General features: G+C 63.0%; 20 protein-coding genes. 10 read left to right on the plus strand and 10 right to left on the minus strand.

Going from position 1 to position 17089, the window contains the following annotated elements; all coding sequences use genetic code 11:
• The first annotated feature begins 30 nt into the window (after positions 1-30).
• From AC0C6X_RS16425 to cysE, 3 genes are read left to right on the plus strand one after another with little or no spacing between them, the layout of a single operon-like run.
• Positions 31-1131 (plus strand): CobW family GTP-binding protein, encoded by a 1101-nt coding sequence (locus AC0C6X_RS16425; protein WP_173520324.1) that lies wholly within the window; start codon positions 31-33, stop codon positions 1129-1131.
• Positions 1131-2120, plus strand: a complete 990-nt coding sequence (locus AC0C6X_RS16430; RefSeq protein ID WP_173520323.1) for a WD40 repeat domain-containing protein — start codon at positions 1131-1133, stop codon at positions 2118-2120. The genes AC0C6X_RS16425 and AC0C6X_RS16430 overlap by 1 nt, the downstream gene beginning before the upstream one ends.
• 10 nt (positions 2121-2130) lie before the next feature.
• Positions 2131-2958: a serine O-acetyltransferase gene (cysE, locus tag AC0C6X_RS16435; protein ID WP_472954054.1), complete on the plus strand. Its 828-nt coding sequence runs from the start codon at positions 2131-2133 to the stop codon at positions 2956-2958.
• Here the strand turns inward: cysE and AC0C6X_RS16440 are convergent.
• Together AC0C6X_RS16440 and AC0C6X_RS16445 are read right to left on the minus strand one after the other, a co-directional pair.
• Positions 2907-3107 (minus strand): hypothetical protein, encoded by a 201-nt coding sequence (locus AC0C6X_RS16440; RefSeq protein WP_173520321.1) that lies wholly within the window; start codon positions 3105-3107, stop codon positions 2907-2909. The two genes, cysE and AC0C6X_RS16440, sit on opposite strands and share 52 nt — an antisense overlap.
• Positions 3108-3193: 86 nt before the next feature.
• The gene (locus tag AC0C6X_RS16445) at positions 3194-3640 is read right to left on the minus strand and encodes a glyoxalase superfamily protein (RefSeq protein ID WP_173520320.1); all 447 of its coding nucleotides are present in this window, start codon (positions 3638-3640) and stop codon (positions 3194-3196) included.
• Positions 3641-3919: 279 nt separating this feature from the next.
• On the opposite strand from AC0C6X_RS16445, the gene AC0C6X_RS16450 reads away from it, so the two are divergent.
• A complete protein-coding gene (locus AC0C6X_RS16450) occupies positions 3920-4555 on the plus strand; it encodes a LysE family translocator (RefSeq protein WP_173520319.1) in 636 nt (211 codons plus the stop codon).
• Positions 4556-4896: 341 nt separating this feature from the next.
• On the opposite strand, the gene AC0C6X_RS16455 is transcribed toward AC0C6X_RS16450, so the two are convergent.
• Positions 4897-5487, minus strand: a complete 591-nt coding sequence (locus AC0C6X_RS16455; protein ID WP_472954057.1) for a GNAT family N-acetyltransferase — start codon at positions 5485-5487, stop codon at positions 4897-4899.
• An 88-nt stretch (positions 5488-5575) separates the two neighbouring features.
• Complete coding sequence (odc2, locus tag AC0C6X_RS16460) at positions 5576-6715, minus strand: ornithine/lysine decarboxylase (protein WP_246304729.1); 1140 nt, start codon at positions 6713-6715, stop codon at positions 5576-5578.
• A gap of 693 nt (positions 6716-7408) precedes the next feature.
• On the opposite strand from odc2, the gene AC0C6X_RS16465 reads away from it, so the two are divergent.
• The 3 genes from AC0C6X_RS16465 (at position 7409) to AC0C6X_RS16475 (ending at position 10113) form a co-directional block, all read left to right on the plus strand.
• Positions 7409-8302: a LysR family transcriptional regulator gene (locus tag AC0C6X_RS16465; RefSeq protein WP_173520316.1), complete on the plus strand. Its 894-nt coding sequence runs from the start codon at positions 7409-7411 to the stop codon at positions 8300-8302.
• A gap of 117 nt (positions 8303-8419) precedes the next feature.
• Entirely contained in the window at positions 8420-9064 is a 645-nt protein-coding gene (locus AC0C6X_RS16470) for a DUF1007 family protein (RefSeq protein ID WP_173520315.1), read from the plus strand.
• Positions 9058-10113, plus strand: coding sequence for a nickel/cobalt transporter (locus AC0C6X_RS16475; protein WP_472954059.1), 1056 nt, complete (start codon positions 9058-9060; stop codon positions 10111-10113). The genes AC0C6X_RS16470 and AC0C6X_RS16475 overlap by 7 nt, the downstream gene beginning before the upstream one ends.
• A gap of 83 nt (positions 10114-10196) precedes the next feature.
• Here AC0C6X_RS16475 and AC0C6X_RS16480 read toward each other — a convergent pair whose 3' ends face one another.
• The 4 genes from AC0C6X_RS16480 to AC0C6X_RS16495 form a co-directional block, all read right to left on the minus strand.
• The gene (locus AC0C6X_RS16480) at positions 10197-10403 is read right to left on the minus strand and encodes a hypothetical protein (protein WP_173520313.1); all 207 of its coding nucleotides are present in this window, start codon (positions 10401-10403) and stop codon (positions 10197-10199) included.
• 40 nt (positions 10404-10443) lie between these two features.
• Positions 10444-11139, minus strand: a complete 696-nt coding sequence (locus AC0C6X_RS16485) for a GNAT family N-acetyltransferase (protein WP_173520312.1) — start codon at positions 11137-11139, stop codon at positions 10444-10446.
• 251 nt (positions 11140-11390) lie between these two features.
• The gene (locus tag AC0C6X_RS16490; protein WP_173520311.1) at positions 11391-12104 is read right to left on the minus strand and encodes a tellurite resistance TerB family protein; all 714 of its coding nucleotides are present in this window, start codon (positions 12102-12104) and stop codon (positions 11391-11393) included.
• Between the two features lie 204 nt (positions 12105-12308).
• Positions 12309-12947, minus strand: a complete 639-nt coding sequence (locus AC0C6X_RS16495) for a 2-dehydro-3-deoxy-phosphogluconate aldolase (RefSeq protein ID WP_472954061.1) — start codon at positions 12945-12947, stop codon at positions 12309-12311.
• A gap of 202 nt (positions 12948-13149) precedes the next feature.
• Here AC0C6X_RS16495 and AC0C6X_RS16500 point away from each other — a divergent pair, with 202 nt between their 5' ends.
• The 3 genes from AC0C6X_RS16500 (at position 13150) to trhO (ending at position 15569) form a co-directional block, all read left to right on the plus strand.
• Positions 13150-13623 carry a CYTH domain-containing protein gene (locus tag AC0C6X_RS16500; protein ID WP_173520309.1) on the plus strand — a complete coding sequence of 158 codons (474 nt, stop codon included), beginning with the start codon at positions 13150-13152 and terminating at the stop codon, positions 13621-13623.
• On the plus strand, positions 13620-14528 hold the full coding sequence (locus tag AC0C6X_RS16505) for a CHAD domain-containing protein (protein WP_173520308.1): 909 nt from the start codon (positions 13620-13622) through the stop codon (positions 14526-14528). The genes AC0C6X_RS16500 and AC0C6X_RS16505 overlap by 4 nt, the downstream gene beginning before the upstream one ends.
• Before the next feature lie 96 nt (positions 14529-14624).
• The gene (gene trhO, locus AC0C6X_RS16510; RefSeq protein WP_247959833.1) at positions 14625-15569 is read left to right on the plus strand and encodes an oxygen-dependent tRNA uridine(34) hydroxylase TrhO; all 945 of its coding nucleotides are present in this window, start codon (positions 14625-14627) and stop codon (positions 15567-15569) included.
• A gap of 203 nt (positions 15570-15772) precedes the next feature.
• Here trhO and AC0C6X_RS16515 read toward each other — a convergent pair whose 3' ends face one another.
• Entirely contained in the window at positions 15773-16180 is a 408-nt protein-coding gene (locus AC0C6X_RS16515; RefSeq protein WP_472954063.1) for a GFA family protein, read from the minus strand.
• Positions 16181-16290: 110 nt separating this feature from the next.
• The gene (locus AC0C6X_RS16520) at positions 16291-17067 is read right to left on the minus strand and encodes a MetQ/NlpA family ABC transporter substrate-binding protein (protein WP_247959835.1); all 777 of its coding nucleotides are present in this window, start codon (positions 17065-17067) and stop codon (positions 16291-16293) included.
• Positions 17068-17089: the final 22 nt, after the last annotated feature.

Raw genomic sequence — 17089 nt, forward strand, 5'->3', positions numbered from 1 at the left:
GGGCCGCATCCGGAAATCCCAGAGGTTCCCATGACCGAAACATCCCCGCAGAAGCCGATCCCCGTCACCGTGCTCACCGGCTATCTCGGCGCCGGCAAGACGACGCTCCTGAACCGCATTCTCAGCGAGAACCATGGCCGCAAATACGCTGTCATCGTCAACGAGTTCGGCGAGATCGGCATCGACAACGACCTGATCGTCGAGTCCGATGAGGAAATCTACGAAATGAACAACGGTTGCGTCTGCTGCACCGTGCGCGGCGATCTGATCCGCGTGGTGGAAGGCCTGATGCGCCGCCCCGGCCGTTTCGACGCGATCATCGTCGAGACCACCGGCCTTGCCGATCCGGTACCGGTCGCCCAGACCTTCTTCATGGACGATGACGTGCGCGCCAAGACCGAGCTCGACGCCGTCGTTGCACTTGTCGACGCCAAGCACCTGCCGCTCCGCCTGAAGGACAGCCGCGAGGCGGAAGACCAGATCGCCTTTGCCGACGTCGTGCTGCTCAACAAGACCGACCTTGTCACCCCGGAGGAACTGGAGCGCATCGAAGCGACCGTGCGCGTCATCAATCCGTCGGCCCGTATCTACCGCACGCAACGCTCCGACATCGATCTGGCGAAGGTCCTCGACCAGGGCGCCTTCAACCTCGAAAAGGCGTTGGAAAACGATCCGCATTTCCTCGATCAGGACGAGCATGACCATGATCATGCCTGCGGTCCGGACTGTAATCACGACCATCACCACCATCATGATCACGATCACCACCACCATGATCATGACCACGATCATCATCACCACGATCACGCGCCCTCGCCGATCCATGACGTGACGGTGCAGTCGATCTCGCTCCGCGGCGGCGAGATGAACCCGGACCGCTTCTTCCCCTGGATCCAGAAGATCACCCAGACGGACGGCCCGAACATCCTGCGCCTGAAGGGCATCATCGCCTTTGCCGGCGATGCCGAGCGTTATGTCGTCCAGGGCGTGCACATGATCATCGAGGGCGACCATCAGCGCGCCTGGAAGGATGGCGAGAAGCGCGAGAGCCGCCTCGTCTTCATCGGCCGCGATCTCGACCGTGAAAAGCTCGAGCGCACCTTTAAGGCATGCGAGGCGCAGCCGAACTGATGCCGACCGTCGCTCCTCTCGATCTCGAAGGTCACGTCGTCGGCGTGGCCTTTCTCAAAGGCGTTCCCTTCTTCGCCGAAGCCATCGGCGCCGTTCACCGCCTCGACCTCGGCCACAAGACGACGGAGGTTCACGAGGGCCTGCTGTCGCTCGTCGTCGACGAGGCGAACGATACGCTGCTGACCGGCGGCGAAGACGGCAAGGTGATGCGTACGGCCGCCGACGGCACCACATCGCTGGTGGCCGAAGCGCCACGCAAGTGGATCGCGCAAGTTGCCGCGGGTCCGCAAGGGTCTGTCGCCTACGCCTATGGCAAGACCACCCATGTGCGCCTCGCCGATGGCACGACGAAGGAATTCACGGAAGAGCGCACCGTCGAGGGCCTCGCCTTCGCGCCGAAGGGTCTGCGCGTCGCCGCGGCCCGCTACAATGGCGTTTCCTTGCATTGGGTCGGGACCTCGGGCCAGCCGATCGATCTGGAATGGAAGGGCGCCCACACCGGCGTGACCTTCTCGCCCGATGGCCGCTTCCTCGTGACGACGATGCAGGAAAACGCGCTGCATGGCTGGAAGCTCGATGCCAAGCCCGGCACCGAGGCGCGCCACATGCGCATGACCGGCTATCCGGCAAAGGTGAAGTCGCTCTCCTGGTCGGCCAAGGGCAAGTGGCTTGCGTCCTCGGGTGCGCCGGCGGCAATCGTCTGGCCCTTCCAGGGCAAGGATGGGCCGATGGGCAAGGCGCCGCTGGAACTCGGCACCCGCGCCAACATCATGGTGACCTCGGTCTGCTGCCATCCAACCGAAGACATCGTCGCCATCGGTTATCAGGACGGCATGATCCTGGGCGCCCGCTTTGCCGACGGCAAGGAAGTGCTGCTGCGCCGCCCGGGCAAGGGCGCCATCACCGCCATGGCCTGGAACAAGAATGGCCGGCAGCTTGCTTTCGGTTCGGCCGAGGGCGACTGCGGCGTCGTCGATATCGCGGGATAACAGGCGAACAATGACCGCAGGCGCCGAAGCTCCACTCTATGCTGGCTCGACCGTTGTGCCGCTGGCGGACGGTGAGGTCTGGAACCTCATCCGTGCGGAAGGCCGGGCGCTCGCGATGCGCGAACCGGTCATGGCGCAAACGTTGCGACTGGTCACCGAGGACCGGTCGGATGCAGCGGCGCTCGCAGCCGTTCTCGCCAATCGTCTTTCCGTCGCCCGCGTCGACGAACGATCGCTGGCACAGCTTCTTTCGGATGTTTTCCAAGCGGACGCCGACGCTCTCACCGCCGCCGAGGCGGACCTTCAGGCGGTGATGGAGCGCGATCCCGCCTGCCCGGGCCTGCTGCATGTCCTCCTCAACCTCAAGGGCTTTCAGGCGCTGCAGACCTATCGCGCCGCCCATCGGCTCTGGATCGATGGCCGCAGGGACGTCGCCAACTGGCTCTCGAACCTCGCCTCCCTCGTTTTCGGCCCCGATATCCACCCGGCGGCCCGGATCGGGCGCGCCGTCATGCTCGACCACGGTTCCGGCATCGTCGTCGGCGAAACCTCGGTCATCGAGGACCAGGTCTCGATCCTTCAGAACGTCACGCTCGGCGGCACCGGCAAGGAAACCGGCGACCGGCATCCGAAGATCCGCCGCGGCGTCATGATCGGCGCCGGCGCCAAGATCCTCGGCAACATCGAGGTCGGCGCATTCAGCAAGATCGCCGCAGGCAGTGTCGTGTTGAAGCCTGTCCCGCCCCGCACAACGGTCGCGGGCGTCCCGGCAACCGTCGTGCGCATTCACCGCGTCGACGAGGTACCTGCAGCGGAGATGGACCAGACGATCGTCTGATCCATGACGCCGGAGGTGCCGCTGCGGGTCGGCACGCGAGGTGTGAAGAAGACGTCGCGCAGCCAATCGCTTCGGCGCATCAGGTAGACGCCGAGCCCGACGATCAGCTGCAGGATATCGCGCCTGCCCCGACCGCGAGCGTCGACCATCGTGCCGGGGCCGCAAGGTCAGGTTCTTCGGAACGGCGTGCGAGGAAAAGAGGGGCGCCCCTCGGACCGTTTTCGGCAGCGCAGCCTCACCATTCGAGTTCGAGTTGAGCAAGGCCGTTCGAGGTTTTTTCGATCGTCCTTCCCGTCTCGTCCACCGTCGCGGTCACCCGCTGGCGAAAAGCGGAAAAGCTCTCGAAGGTGACGACGTCGACCGGTTCGTCGAATTTCATCGTCAGGCGATACCGTCCGGGCTGCGCCGTCAGCGCCTGCACCGACAGGATCTCGCCTTTGAAGGCCTGGCCGAGATAGCGCCCCTTCACCCGCGCGCCCAGCATCCAGGGATTGAAGGGCGGCCGGTTGCCGACGGCCGCATGCAGCGTGTTCCAATCGCGATAGCCGTATTGGGCCGCGATCAGCTCGAGCGATCGGGAATGGCCGATGGTTTCGCCTTCGGCAGCAAGGCGGGTGCGCAGGCGTTTCGCCTGGTCTTTCAGGGCATCAAGTGAGGGAAGCGTGGTTGATCCGCGCGTCATGAGAGGGTCTCCTGCAGCGGCATGCATTCCTTGGAGATGGGAGTCCGCATTACCACCGGTTCGCATGCCGTTTCGGCTGACCGTGTCTCGAAGAAGGATTTCACCAAAGCTTGACGCTCGCGGACGGCAGGGACCTTCACCCTGCCGTCTCCATAGGGGATGCCGGCTACGCTGTCAAACTCGGCCTGGAAAGGCGGCAATCGCGCAAGCGCAGAAGAGGATTGCGCACGCGCAAAAGCTGTGGGACGACTACGGCGCGGAAGACGCAGGGAGGATATCATGACCGACATGACGATACTCGCATTCGCGCTGGTTGCCTTCATCGGCATCGCGACGCCCGGCCCCACGGTCCTGCTCGCACTCACCAACGGCTCACGCTACGGCGTAAAGCGCGCAACCGCCGGCATGATCGGCGCGGTTCTCTCCGATTTCGTGCTGATCGGTGCGGTCGCACTCGGTCTTGGGGCGCTGCTCGCCGCCTCCGAATTCTGGTTCACCGTCGTCAAATGGCTGGGCGCGGCCTATCTCGCCTTTCTCGGCATCATGCTGTTGCGGTCGAAAGGCTCGATCCAGGTCGCAACCGAAGCAAGCGGCTCCGATCATCCCGTCTCCTCTGTCGCCATCTTCCTCAAGAGCTTCCTCGTCGCGGTGACCAACCCCAAGGGCTACCTGTTCTTCACCGCCTTCCTGCCGCAGTTCATCGACGCCGCCGCGCCGCAAGCGCCGCAATATGCCATCCTGGCACTCGTCTTTGCCTCGGTCGATCTTGCCGTGATGTTTGGTTATGCGCTGCTCGGTGCGCAGGCCACCGCCTTCCTCAAGCAATCCGGCGCCGTGTGGCTCGACCGGCTCTGTGGCGGCGCGCTACTGGCGCTTGCCGGTTCGCTCGCCCTCTATCGCCGCGCGACTGCCTGACAGGCTGCCCCCGAAGGAGGCGGCGACGCCCACCGACTGCCAGACCAAGCGCCACGCCGGCGACAGACGCGATGCCGGGCCGACGCCCCCCGAGGCCGCAACCGTCGCGAGATAGGCCATGTTCTGCCCCGCGAATGAACGGATCCATGCGGGAGGTTTCCATCCGGGTACACGAGTCCTTGCCCGCAAGGACGGGCCAGCGACGCCGCGTTGTCAGGGAGGCTCACAAAATCATCGGGAAAAAGCGCCCCCCTCGGGCGTCTGCTCCCTCGCCGATCGCATCGGACCAGCAAGGGAGCAGCGAAAGATCCGCCGCCGCAGGGTTGGCGGCGGAAAGAGGCTCAGGCGGCGCGGCGGACCGGCGGCATCGCCAGCTTGCGGCCGCTGGCGACGATCATGCCGGCAGCGCCTTCAAGCCAGTTATCCCTAAGCTCGAGCGCCAGGAACCGGTTGCGCTCGAATGGACCGGGCATGACGAGATGCTGGGTGCGGCTCGCAAAGAAGCCGAAGCGCTCGTAATAGGCCGCGTCGCCCACGAGCAGGATCGCACCATGGCCACGGTTCTTGGCCTCTTCGATTGCCGCGCGCATCAGCATGCCGCCGATACCCTTGCCCTCGTGCGCCGGATCAACGGCGAGCGGACCGAGCAGCAGCGCCGGCACGGCATGGCCTTCGCGGCTGACGCCGGCTTCGACATTCCAGAGACGCACCGTGCCGATCACGTGACCGTCGATGTCACGCGCGACGAAGGCGAGGCCTTCAGCCGGCAGCCGACCGCTGCGCAGCTTTTCCGACGATTTGCGGCGGCGCTCCGGCCCCATGGCACGGTCGAGCAAGGTCTCGCGAGCGACGACGTCGCCCGGATTTTCGGCATCGATTACAAATGTGGTGGGCGCGAAGAATGCGCGCAGGGCGTCAACAACAGCGGCCATCGGGGCCTCCCGTCATCAAAACCGCTTCAGGCGGACCGAATGAAAATTGTGAGATGGCGCTCCCGTCCAAGGACGGGAGCAAGCCGGATCAGATCACGTAGGCCTTCAGCGGCTCGAAGCCGTTGAAGGCGACGGCCGAGTAGGTCGTCGTATAGGCGCCGGTGCCTTCGATCAGAACCTCGTCGCCGATCGAAAGCGAGATCGGCAACGGATACATGTTCTTTTCATAGAGCACGTCGGCCGAATCGCAGGTCGGGCCGGCGAGCACGCAAGGCTCCATGTCATCGGTATCGCGCGCCGTGCGGATCGGGTAGCGGATCGCCTCGTCCATGGTTTCGGCAAGGCCGCCGAACTTGCCGATGTCGAGGAACACCCAGCGATGGGCGTCGTTGTCCGACTTCTTCGACACGAGAACGACTTCTGCCTTGATCACGCCGGCATTGCCGACCATGCCGCGACCGGGCTCGATGATGGTCTCCGGGATGTTGTTGCCGAAGTGCTTCTTCAGCGCACCGAAGATCGCCTGGCCGTAGGCTTCCGCCGTCGGGACGTCCTTCAGATACTTCGTCGGGAAGCCGCCACCCATGTTGACCATCTTCAGCTCGATGCCGCGCTTGGCAAGCTGAACGAAGACGCGCTTGGCATCCGAGAGAGCCGCGTCCCAGGCGTCGAGCTTCGTCATCTGCGAACCGACATGGAACGAGACGCCGTAGGAGACGAGGCCGTGCTGATGGGCGTAGACGAGAACGTCGACGGCCATCTGCGGGACGCAGCCGAACTTGCGCGACAGCGGCCATTCGGCGCCTTCGCCATTGGTCAGCACGCGGCAGAACACGCGGGCGCCGGGGGCTGCACGCGCGATCTTCTCGACTTCCTCGTGGCTGTCGACCGCGAACAGGTTGACCCCAAGCGCATGGGCGCGGGCAATGTCGCGCTCCTTCTTGATGGTGTTGCCATAAGAAATGCGGCTCGGGGTCGCACCGGCATCGAGCGCCATTTCGATTTCAGCGACGGACGCGCAATCGAAAGAGGAGCCGAGACCGGCGAGAAGGCGCAGGATTTCCGGCGCCGGGTTGGCCTTGACGGCATAGTAGATCGCGCTGTCGGGCAGCGCGTGGCGGAATGCCCTAAAGTTGTCGCGCACGACGTCGAGGTCGACAACGAGGCACGGACCTTCGGGTCGTCGGGTGTTGAGGAAGTCGATGATGCGTGCGGTGGTCATGGCCATATTCCCCTGATCCAAAATGCTCCGCTTTCACGGAGGACAAAGGGCATACGCGCACATGCGCTGGAACCAGCCGGTGGAGACCCCGGAACCATGCATGCGCTCGATGCGCGAACGATGAATCAAAGCCCGCCTAGGCTTCAATTCGGCTTTGTCTGCCATGGATTGGAGGGGATAACCCAACCGCACTTCCGGCAATGAAGGTGTGCCTCTTCAGTAACCCCGGCTGTTGGAGAGCCGGCAGACACCAGAAAGGCCCGCACCGTCGTTGCTTCAAGATGTCCTCGCATTTCCCGGTTGGCCGGAATAGCGACTGGAGGGGTTAGTTCCAGGTACCTTACCGATACCCTCACCTAATCGAGGGTCGGCGGACACCCACAGGCACGTGCGACTTTGGGCAAGGGCGTAGGTAAGAAAAAACCCTGTCGTAATCAAGAGTTTTTTCGCACTGGCAGTTGAATTTTTTCCCACACGGGCAAAACTGCTGATGTTCACAATCATTGAACGATTTTCGCCAGATCGATCACCGACGCAAACTGTTGAAAAGGCTGGAGTTAATAGGACGTTCGTCAGCGTTCGCTGAAGCCGGAGCAAGAGACGCAAGCGACGGACAATCTGGTGCCTGTATCGTCGCGAATGTGAAACCTTCGATGACGAATCAAGGACGTGCCCCGAGAGCAAGAAAGAAAGACCGCCATGGACACACTCACCCGCATCCGCGCCTTTATCGATGTCGTGGACGCCGAGGGGTTTTCGGCCGCCGCACGGCGCGTCGGCAAGTCGAAGGCGCTGCTTTCGAAATACGTGCGTGAGCTTGAGGACGAACTCGGCGCGCTGCTGCTCAACCGCACCACGCGGCAGTTCTCGCTGACGGAGGCGGGCCATACCTATTATCGCACGGCATCGGAAATCCTGAAGGAGATCGACAACCTTGCCGATCTCGTGCGCGCCAACAATTCCGACCTGAAAGGGCGGCTGCGCATCACCGCACCGCGCACCTTCGTCGATGCGGAGATCGGCCAGTCGCTCGTGGACTTCGGCAAACAGCACCCGGAACTTTCACTTGAGATCGTCTCCGATGACCGCTTCGTCGATCTGGTCGAGGAAGGTTTCGATGTCGCCATCCGCATCACGCGGCTGGAGGATTCGACGTTGATCGCCCGCAAGCTCGATGATTTCCAGGTGCTGATCTGCACCGCCCCGGAGTTCCTGGAAAAATCCGGTCCGATCGAGCACCCGACCGACCTTTCCAAGATCCCCTGCATCCTCGACACCAATGGCCGCTCCTATTCGAACTGGCGCTTCGTCGAGGCCGATGGCTCGGCCTTCACCGTCCCGGTAAGCGGCCCGATCGAGGTCAACAGTCCGCTCGCCGCTTTACGGGCCGCCGTCTCCGGCATGGGCATCGCCGTCATTCCGGACTTCATCGCACGGCCGAAGATCGCGACAGGCGAACTCGTGACGTTGTTCGACGATTTCCTGCCGCGTGACCGCGGCATCTATGCGATCTATCCGCATCGCCGCTATCTGCCGGCCAAGGTCCGGACCTTCGTCGATTTCCTGCACGCCTGGTTCCGCAGGCCGCACTGACAGAAAGGGCCATCAACGAACGACGCGATCGGCCAAGTCCCAATTCCGTCCCATTTCCGGTACATTCCCGGATACGAATCGCGGGACGGTTGCCCCGGTCGAAAGGATTGCCGCCTCATGAAAATCAAGCGCCTCGCCACGGTCGGCCTTGCCACCCTGCTTGCACCGTCGCTGGCCTTTGCCCACCCGCATATCTTCGCGGAAGCGCGGCTCGAGGTGGTCTCCGACGACAAGGCCGAAATCAGCGAGCTCCGGAACGTCTGGCGTTTCGACGAGCTGTTCTCGTCGAGCGTGGTCCTCGATTTCGACAAGAACTCGAATGCGATGCTCGATCCGGACGAGTTGAAGGAAGTCGGCCAGACCGTGCTGGAGTCGCTCTCCGAGTACAATTACTACACGACGATCCTCGACAACGGCAAAACCATCAAGGTCAACAAGCCGCAAAGCATCAACGTCGACTACAAGGACGGCCAGCTCTTGATGATGTTCGCGGTCAAGCCGGCCGAGCCGATGCCGCTCAAGGGCAAGCTTTCCTTCGGCGTCTACGATCCGACCATGTATACGGCGATGGATTTCCCGACCGACAACGACCTGACCGTCGTCGGCGACAAGATCAGCGCCTGCGAACACAAGGTCGTCCGCCCCGACCCCGACGAGGTTCTCGCCGAGAACAAGGACACCCTGACCGATGCCTTCTGGAACGATCCGACAGGCACGGACATGTCGAAGCTCTTCGCAACCAGGATAGAGATCTCATGCTGAACTCCCGCAGCATTGGACGTCTGGTCACGGCAGCGCTCATCGTCACGGCGCTTTCCGCTACCTTCGCTGCGGCCCAGTCGCCGCTCGGCATAGGCACAGCCGAACCTGCGTTCAAGACGACCGGCTTCCTCGGCGGCTTCTTCGCCTGGGTGAACATGGAGCAGCAGGGCTTCTACCGCATGATGACCAGCGCGCTGAAGGGCATGCGGGAGAACCCCTGGCAGCTCTGGTCGCTGGTCGGGCTTTCCTTCACCTATGGCGTCTTGCACGCCGCAGGCCCCGGCCACGGCAAGGCAGTCATCTCCTCCTACATGATCGCCAATGAGACGGAACTGAAGCGCGGCGTGATGCTCTCCTTCCTGTCCTCGATCCTGCAGGGGATCGTCGCGATCCTCTTGATCGGCGCCGTCTACCTGCTGCTGCGCGGCTCTTCGATCAACATGACCGTCGCGACCCGTTGGCTGGAGATCGCCAGCTACGCCTTGATCACCGCTTTCGGCTTCTGGCTGCTCCTGCGCAAGCTGCGGTCGATTCTGCGTCCTGTCGCCGTGGCCTCAGTTGCCGGCGGCGGGCATATCCATCTCGCGCACGATCACGACCATCATCATCACGATCATCACGATCACCACGAACACGGCGGGCACCATGGGCACAGCCATGGCCCGGGCGAAGTCTGCGCCAGCTGCGGGCATGCACATGCGCCCGATCTGTCGCTGCTGAAAGGTGATCGTTTCGCGCTTCGAGAAGCCTGGTCGGCCGTCATCGCCGTCGGCCTGCGGCCCTGCTCCGGCGCGCTCATCGTGCTTTCCTTCGCGCTCCTGAACGGGCTCTATCTCGGCGGCGTGCTCTCCGTCTTCGCCATGTCGCTCGGCACGGCGATCACCGTCTCGATCCTTGCAACCATGGCCGTGACCGCCAAGGGCTTTGCGCTCCGTTACGCTTCGAGCGGCACCGCCGCCGCCCGGATCTCGCATGGCATCGAGATCGCCGGTGCAGCCTTGGTTCTGTTGCTTGGATTGGTGCTACTCGGCGCGGCGCTGCAGAGCTGACGCTCCGGCATTTCGTTTCTACGCCATCCTTCCGCTGCCAGTGATGCCACTTGAAAGCGGGATGCTCGGGCAGGAAGCGATCGTCAAAGTCCGCGCTTGCGCTGGTAGCGGGCCCGGAGCCAGAACAGCAGGAAGAAACCCAGGACGAAGATCACGCCGAAGGCGACGGCCAGCCAAGGCGAGATGTCGCCGAGCCTCAGCATGATCGACGGCAGCACGAAGAAGCCGAGGCCGGCGACGACGAGAATGATCGCAGCCGCGATCGCCGGTGACTTTTCCTTGTTCTGCATGATTTCCCTGCTGTTGTCCGGTGCGACGAGCGTCAGGCGCTTACTTGGCCGCCTGCCGCTCCAGGTCCGCACGTATATCTTCAAGCCGCCGTATCTGGCGACCATCCTCATCGAAATTATCAACTGCGAGCCAGGTTTCGAATGCGGCATTGAGCAGCGGCCACTCGCTGTCGATCATCGAGAACCAGGCCGTGTCGCGGTTTCCGCCCTTGGAGATCATGTGCTGGCGGAAGATGCCCTCGAAGGTAAAACCGAGGCGCGCCGCCGTGTTGCGGCTCGCCATGTTCTCGCTGTGGCATTTCCATTCGTAGCGACGATAGCCGAGGTCCTCGAAGACGTGTTTCGCCATCAGGTAATGGACTTCGGTGGAGAGCGGTGAGCGCGCCATGGCGGCGCCATGGGCCACGGCTCCCACTTCAACGACGCCATTGGCGGGATCGGCACGCATGTAGTTGGCCATACCGACGACGATGCCGGTCGCCTTGTCGCGAAAGACCTCAGTGACCCAGCCGGATTTCTCCTGCGCTGCCGTCAGCCACGCGTCGAAATCCTCGATATCCCTAAAATCCGGCTGCGTGAAATATTTGAGCAGCGGATTGATCGCCATGCCGCCGAGACCGTCCCAGAGGTCCTGCAGATGCCGGTCGCGCTCATAAGGCTCGAGCTTGACGAAGCGCCCTTCGAGCGCGACGCCCTTCGGCGCCGGGCATCCCTTCCAGTTCCTGAGATCACGCATCGGCCGCTCCTCTGGACCACGACGGTTTCGGGCCGATCGATCCCCAAACCATAACCGTGATCGATTACAATAAGTTAGAGCGGATCCGGGCGGAAACCACATACATCTTCCCGATCGCGCTCTCATCCTCGTCATCTGGCATAGGCCAGAGCGGCGGCCGATACAAATTCAAACTGGTTATGAACCCTGTTCAAACCGGTTATGAACGCTGTTCAAACCGGTGATACACCCATGAGCGCTCACCCGATGTGCTAGGCCGTGGCCGGCACCTTGGCGGCCGATACCGTCGCCTCGATGTGATCGACCAGCGCGTCCGGAAGACCGAGGCGGCCGGCGAGCAGGTCGAGATAACCGCGCTCCGCACGTGTCTCCGGCTCGATCGTCAGGCGCGATGCGGTATAAATCTCGACGCGCTCCTCCTCGGTCTTTGCGGCGCCGACGATCGCGTCGATATCGACGGGGTTGGCAAGCTCACTCTCCAGGAAGGCGGCGGCATCGGCCGAAAGGCCGGAAACCGACAGCTTGTCCATGATGTGCCGGCGCTCGGCCTCATCGATATGGCCATCGGCGCGCGAGGCCGCGATCATGGCGCGCACCAGCGTCAGCGCGAAATCGTCGCTGACGGCCTCCGGCGCAGATGCGAAGCCGGAATCGGCCGGTGGCGGCAGGAGTTCCGGTTCACCCTTGGCAACCGTCGCGCCGCCCGGCGTGTTGCCGGCCTGATAATTCTTGTAGGCCTGGTAACCGAGACCCGCGATCGCCGCGAGGCCGCCGAGCACCGCGGCATTGCCGGCAAGCTGGCGACCCGATTTGGTTCCGAGCAGGACGGCGGCGATGGCGCCGGTCGCCAGCGGATTGTCCTTGGCAAGCTGCGTCACTTGGGTCGCGCGATCGCGCACCGTGCCGCCGGCACCGGGCACCTGCGATCCCAGAAACTGATCCAGCAATTTCTTCGCGTCGAACATCGGGTTTCGCTCCTTCTCGGTTCCGGACGGTCGGGGACGGGCGAAAGGGAGCGCCGCCCGCGCGCCCATCGCTGAATGGATTGAGACATAGGAACGTTGCAGGGAAAATACAAATTCGCGCCAGAGGCGAGATGGTCGAGGCGTACCAACGAAAAAGGCCGGGCGTCGGCCCGGCCTTCGGAACTGGACATCGGTGCGTCGCACTCAGCCCTTGAGCGCGAAGGCTTCCGCCGCGAGCTTGGTGATGCCGGCCCAGGCGCCCTTGGCGACCAGATCCTTCGGCGCAACCCAGGAGCCGCCGACGCAGACGACGTTCGGCAGCGTAAGATAGTCGCGCGCGTTCGAAAGCGAGATGCCGCCGGTCGGGCAGAAGAGCGTGCCGGCAAGCGGCGAGGACAGCGACTTGAGATAGGCTGCACCGCCGGCCTGCTCAGCCGGGAAGAACTTCATGACGTCGTAGCCTTCTTCGCGCAAGCCCATGACTTCGCTCGCCGTGGCGGCACCCGGCAGCAGCGGCACTTCGTGGTCGTTGGCGACGTCGATCAGTTCCTGCGTCGTGCCGGGGCTGACGATGAACTTCGAGCCGGCTTCGACCGCCGCCTGGAACTGTGCGGCATTGAGGATCGTGCCGGCACCCGCAACCGCGCCTTCGACTTCCTGGGCAACGGCACTGATCGCTTCGAGCGCAGCCGGCGTGCGCAGCGTGATCTCGATCGCCTTCAACCCACCGGCAACCAGGGCGCGCGCCAGCGGCACGGCGGTCGCGACGTCGTCGATCACCAGAACCGGAACGACCGGCTGCAATTTGAGGATGGAAAGAAGCCTGTCGGTTTTCGCGCTCATGCCGATCGTCCTTTTTAAAACGATTGAATATGCCTTCCGCATACTCCGCCGGCCATCGGTTGTCGAGACCCAAGGGCGCAAGTGTGCGGCATTCTCATATAAGTCGAAGATAAAATATTACCTACAACAAAGAGATGACTTGAGCCTTCGCGCGAAAGCGATAGTTTGATGGCGGCGAGCCTATCGAAATGGCGGATTATCCATGGCGAAGGAAATAGAACGCAAGTTTCTGGTCGCTTCCGACGGGTGGCGAGAGCATGCGGACAAAGGCATCGACCTCAGGCAAGCCTATGTCGTGACCATGGACGACCGCTCGCTGCGCGTGCGTATCCACGGCAACAAATGGGCCCGCCTCACCATAAAGATCGGCAAGTCGGCGCTCGTCAGAAACGAGTATGAGTACGACTTGCCTTTGGACGACGCCCGCGAGATGCTGACCCAGGCGATTGGCATCATCATTGAAAAACGGCGCTACCGCGTGCCGCACAAGGGCTTCATCTGGGAAGTGGATGTCTACGAAGGCGCGCTCAAGGGCCTTATCGTTGCCGAAGTGGAGATGAAGCGCGAGACCGACATACCGGCATTGCCCAGTTGGATCGGTCGCGAAGTCACCGGCGACCGTCGTTACTCCAACCAGGCGCTTGCCACAGAGGGGCTGATGGAACCCCAGTCATGACCTACGCCTTCCGGCCCGGACGGCCGTTTACTGACGATTTCCGTGCCATTGCCGCCGAACAGCTCACCGAGGCGGTCATGATCCTCGAAGACCGCCCTCAGGGCCTGCACGAGGCCATCCATGACGCCCGCAAGAACTTCAAGCGCCTGCGCTCGCTCTACCGGCTCGTCGCCGCCGACGCGCCGCAATTCCAGAAGTACGAAAACGCGCGCATTCGCGACATGGCCCGCAATCTCTCGAGCGTCCGCGATGCCGCCGCCCTCGTCGAAAACGCCCACTATCTCAGGGCTGGGGCTTGCAGTGAGGAGGAAGAAAGGGCGCTTGCCCATGTCTGCGAACGGCTAACGGCCCGTCGCGACCACATCGCCGCCCGCGAGACCGACATCGAGGATCGCGTCGCCGGCACCATCGTCAATTGCGAGCAGGCACTGCAGGCACTGGGCCAGGTATCTTTCGATGACCGCCGCAACAAGACGGCGGCCCGGTTGACGAAAGGCTGGCGCCGGACACTCAAGCGCGCCGCCCGCGCCAAGGAGGCATGCGGATCGAGCACGGAGGCGGACCCGTTCCACGAATTGCGCAAACGGGCACAGGACTACCGCATGCATCTCGGGCTTATGCGCGAGACCTGGCGGTCCGCCATGCAGGCCAAACGCAACGAGACCAAGACGCTGGTCGACATACTCGGCCACCTCAACGATCTCGCCGTCCTGGTCCAGTTGATCAACGAGGAGCCGGGCCTCGCCGGTAACAGCCAGGACCAGGCCCATCTCATCGCCGCCGTCATTGCAAGGCAGGAAACCTTGCGCGGCGACGCTTTGAAGCTGGCTGCAACGGTCTTCCAGGAGCAGCCTGACGAAGAGAGCCGGACGATCCGGCTGCTTTGGCTGGACGCCGCGCGTTAACAGGGCCGCTCCGGCCGATCGTCCGCGGCGCGACAGAGTGCCCCTCTCGGCCGCCGCGATTGCGCTTGCGGCGCGAAAGCTGTATTTGCACGGGCCATGACCGACATTTCCACGACCCCGCGCCCGCAGACGCATGGCCAGTTCCTCGTCGCCGCGCTCTATCATTTCGCAAGCTTCCCGCGCTTCGCCGAATTCCGCGCACCGTTGCAGGCCGTCTGCGACGAAAACGGCGTCAAGGGTACACTGCTGCTCGCCCACGAGGGCATCAACGGCACGATCGCCGGCACGGATGCCGGCATCGCCGCCGTCCTTGCATTCTTGCGTGCGCAGCCGGAGCTTGCGGCGTTGGAGCATAAGGAAAGCCGAGCGTCTTCGATGCCGTTTCTGCGCATGAAGGTGCGGCTGAAAAAGGAAATCGTCACCATGGGCGTCGAGAACATCGACCCCAACAAGATCGTCGGCACCTATGTCGATCCCAAGGACTGGAACGCGTTGATCTCCGATCCCGATACGATCGTCATCGATACACGCAACGATTACGAGACGGCGATCGGCATCTTCAAGGGCGCGGTCGATCCGCAGACCAAGACCTTCCGCGAGTTTCCGGACTGGGTGCGCAACCACACCGGTCTGCACAACAAGCCGAAGATCGCCATGTACTGCACCGGCGGCATCCGCTGCGAGAAGGCGACCGCCTTCATGAAGGAGCAGGGCTTCGACGAAGTCTACCACCTCAAGGGCGGCATTCTGAAATATCTCGAAGAGGTGCCGCAGGAAGAAAGCCTGTGGGAGGGCGCCTGCTTCGTCTTCGACGAACGCGTCTCCGTGACCCACGGCCTGAAAGAAGGCGAACACACGCTCTGCCACGCCTGCCGCCAGCCGCTTACCCCGGCCGACCTCGCCTCGCCGCATCACGAGGAAGGCGTCTCCTGCATTCACTGCTATGAGATCCGCACCGACGAGGACCGCGAACGCTACCGCCAGCGCCAGAAGCAGATCGAGTTGGCGAAGAAGCGCGGCGAGCGCCACCTCGGAAGCTGACCTGCTCCGCAGAAATGCCCCCTCATCCGCCTGCCGGCACCTTCTCCCCGCAATGGGGCGAAGGGACTTGCGACACCGCCCGTTCCACAGATCAAGCTCCAACTCGTGACGGCCGCTTTCGGGCACGTCCCCTCGCCCCGCCTGCGGGGAGAGGGTTAGTCCCCGGGTTAAACCCGAGGAGAGGGCAAATCTTGCTGTTGCGGTTAGCCCGGCAACGCCTCGCATTCCTCGAGCGACAGCGCGCTGCGGTCCCATTCGTGCCGGCTGCGGGTGAAGATCGCGTCAGTCGGGCGAAACACCGAGGGATCGTCGAGCGTGCCGGCATAGATCGATAAGCGCGGATCGCCTGGAGGACCGGAGCCGAAGATCTGGCTGCCGCAGGTTTCGCAGAAATAGCGGATCGAGGGATTGCCGTTTTCGGCGCGCGTTTCGTAGCCGCGGCATGTACCTGATACCGCAACGTCCTCGCGGTCGAAGATCATGTAGCAGCAATGACCGGTTCCGGTCGTACGCTGGCAGTCGCGGCAATGACAGAAGCCGGAATAGAGGGGTTGCCCCTTCGCCTCATACCGGATTGCGCCGCAGAGGCAGCCGCCATTCATCACACTCATGTTGCATCCTCCTCGAAGCGCCCGGAGGATAGCCAAGCGAGCCTTGCGGTCAAAGAAAAACCGCGCGCCGCGATTGCAGCGCGCGGGTTCGTGTTCTTTTTGAGAGAAGCTTACCAGCTCGGGATCAGCGCGCCCTTGAAGGTGTCGTTGATGAAAGCCTTCACCTTATCGTCATGGTAGGATTCGACCAGCGTCTTCACCCACGGCGCATCCTTGTCGGCTTTGCGTACGGCAATGACGTTGGCGTAGGGCGACTTCTCGCCTTCGATGGCGATCGCGTCCTTCTTCGGATGCAGGCCGGCTTCCATGGCGTAGTTGGTGTTGATCACGGCCGCATCGACGTCCTGCAGCGAGCGCGGAAGCTGTGCTGCATCGAGCTCGGCAAAGGTGATGCTCTTCGGGTTTTCGGTGATGTCGGCGGGCGTTACCTTCAGGCCGGCCTCTTCCTTGACCTTGATCAGACCCTTGGAGGCGAGAACGAGCAGCGCGCGGCCGCCATTGGTCGGGTCGTTCGGGATGGCGATCGTCGCGCCGTCCTGAAGCTCGTCGAGGCTCTTCACCTTGTTCGAATAGACGCCCATCGGCGTGGTGATGGTGGTGCCGACGCTGACGATGTCGAAACCGCGATCGGCGATCTGGTTGTCGAGATAGGGCTGGTGCTGGAACGAGTTGGCATTGAGATCGCCATCGGCCAGCGCCTGGTTTGGAACGACGTAGTCGGAGAATTCGAGGATCTCGATGTCGAGGCCCTTCGGTGCCGCGATTTCCTTCACCTTCTCCATGATCTGGGCATGTTCGCCCGGCGTTACGCCGACCTTGATGGTTTCGGCAAGCGCCGTACCGGCCGTAAGAGCGGCAATCGCCGCTGCGATGATGAGCTTCTTCATGGATGTCTCCTTGTTCACGTTC

Source organism: Ensifer sp. VA4 (assembly GCF_055710065.1).

What these genes read in the sequence shown, in the direction of transcription:
- AC0C6X_RS16490 (WP_173520311.1), bottom strand. Translation starts at nt 12,104, where the DNA reads ATGTTCGACGCGAAGAAATTGCTGGATCAGTTTCTGGGATCGCAGGTG.
- AC0C6X_RS16470 (WP_173520315.1), top strand. Translation starts at nt 8,420, where the DNA reads ATGAAAATCAAGCGCCTCGCCACGGTCGGCCTTGCCACCCTGCTTGCA.
- AC0C6X_RS16465 (WP_173520316.1), top strand. Translation starts at nt 7,409, where the DNA reads ATGGACACACTCACCCGCATCCGCGCCTTTATCGATGTCGTGGACGCC.
- AC0C6X_RS16445 (WP_173520320.1), bottom strand. Translation starts at nt 3,640, where the DNA reads ATGACGCGCGGATCAACCACGCTTCCCTCACTTGATGCCCTGAAAGAC.
- AC0C6X_RS16495 (WP_472954061.1), bottom strand. Translation starts at nt 12,947, where the DNA reads ATGAGCGCGAAAACCGACAGGCTTCTTTCCATCCTCAAATTGCAGCCG.
- AC0C6X_RS16515 (WP_472954063.1), bottom strand. Translation starts at nt 16,180, where the DNA reads ATGAGTGTGATGAATGGCGGCTGCCTCTGCGGCGCAATCCGGTATGAG.
- AC0C6X_RS16425 (WP_173520324.1), top strand. Translation starts at nt 31, where the DNA reads ATGACCGAAACATCCCCGCAGAAGCCGATCCCCGTCACCGTGCTCACC.
- AC0C6X_RS16430 (WP_173520323.1), top strand. Translation starts at nt 1,131, where the DNA reads ATGCCGACCGTCGCTCCTCTCGATCTCGAAGGTCACGTCGTCGGCGTG.
- AC0C6X_RS16455 (WP_472954057.1), bottom strand. Translation starts at nt 5,487, where the DNA reads ATGGCCGCTGTTGTTGACGCCCTGCGCGCATTCTTCGCGCCCACCACA.
- AC0C6X_RS16475 (WP_472954059.1), top strand. Translation starts at nt 9,058, where the DNA reads ATGCTGAACTCCCGCAGCATTGGACGTCTGGTCACGGCAGCGCTCATC.
- odc2 (WP_246304729.1), bottom strand. Translation starts at nt 6,715, where the DNA reads ATGGCCATGACCACCGCACGCATCATCGACTTCCTCAACACCCGACGA.
- AC0C6X_RS16480 (WP_173520313.1), bottom strand. Translation starts at nt 10,403, where the DNA reads ATGCAGAACAAGGAAAAGTCACCGGCGATCGCGGCTGCGATCATTCTC.
- AC0C6X_RS16500 (WP_173520309.1), top strand. Translation starts at nt 13,150, where the DNA reads ATGGCGAAGGAAATAGAACGCAAGTTTCTGGTCGCTTCCGACGGGTGG.
- AC0C6X_RS16440 (WP_173520321.1), bottom strand. Translation starts at nt 3,107, where the DNA reads ATGGTCGACGCTCGCGGTCGGGGCAGGCGCGATATCCTGCAGCTGATC.
- AC0C6X_RS16520 (WP_247959835.1), bottom strand. Translation starts at nt 17,067, where the DNA reads ATGAAGAAGCTCATCATCGCAGCGGCGATTGCCGCTCTTACGGCCGGT.
- AC0C6X_RS16450 (WP_173520319.1), top strand. Translation starts at nt 3,920, where the DNA reads ATGACCGACATGACGATACTCGCATTCGCGCTGGTTGCCTTCATCGGC.
- AC0C6X_RS16485 (WP_173520312.1), bottom strand. Translation starts at nt 11,139, where the DNA reads ATGCGTGATCTCAGGAACTGGAAGGGATGCCCGGCGCCGAAGGGCGTC.
- trhO (WP_247959833.1), top strand. Translation starts at nt 14,625, where the DNA reads ATGACCGACATTTCCACGACCCCGCGCCCGCAGACGCATGGCCAGTTC.
- AC0C6X_RS16505 (WP_173520308.1), top strand. Translation starts at nt 13,620, where the DNA reads ATGACCTACGCCTTCCGGCCCGGACGGCCGTTTACTGACGATTTCCGT.
- cysE (WP_472954054.1), top strand. Translation starts at nt 2,131, where the DNA reads ATGACCGCAGGCGCCGAAGCTCCACTCTATGCTGGCTCGACCGTTGTG.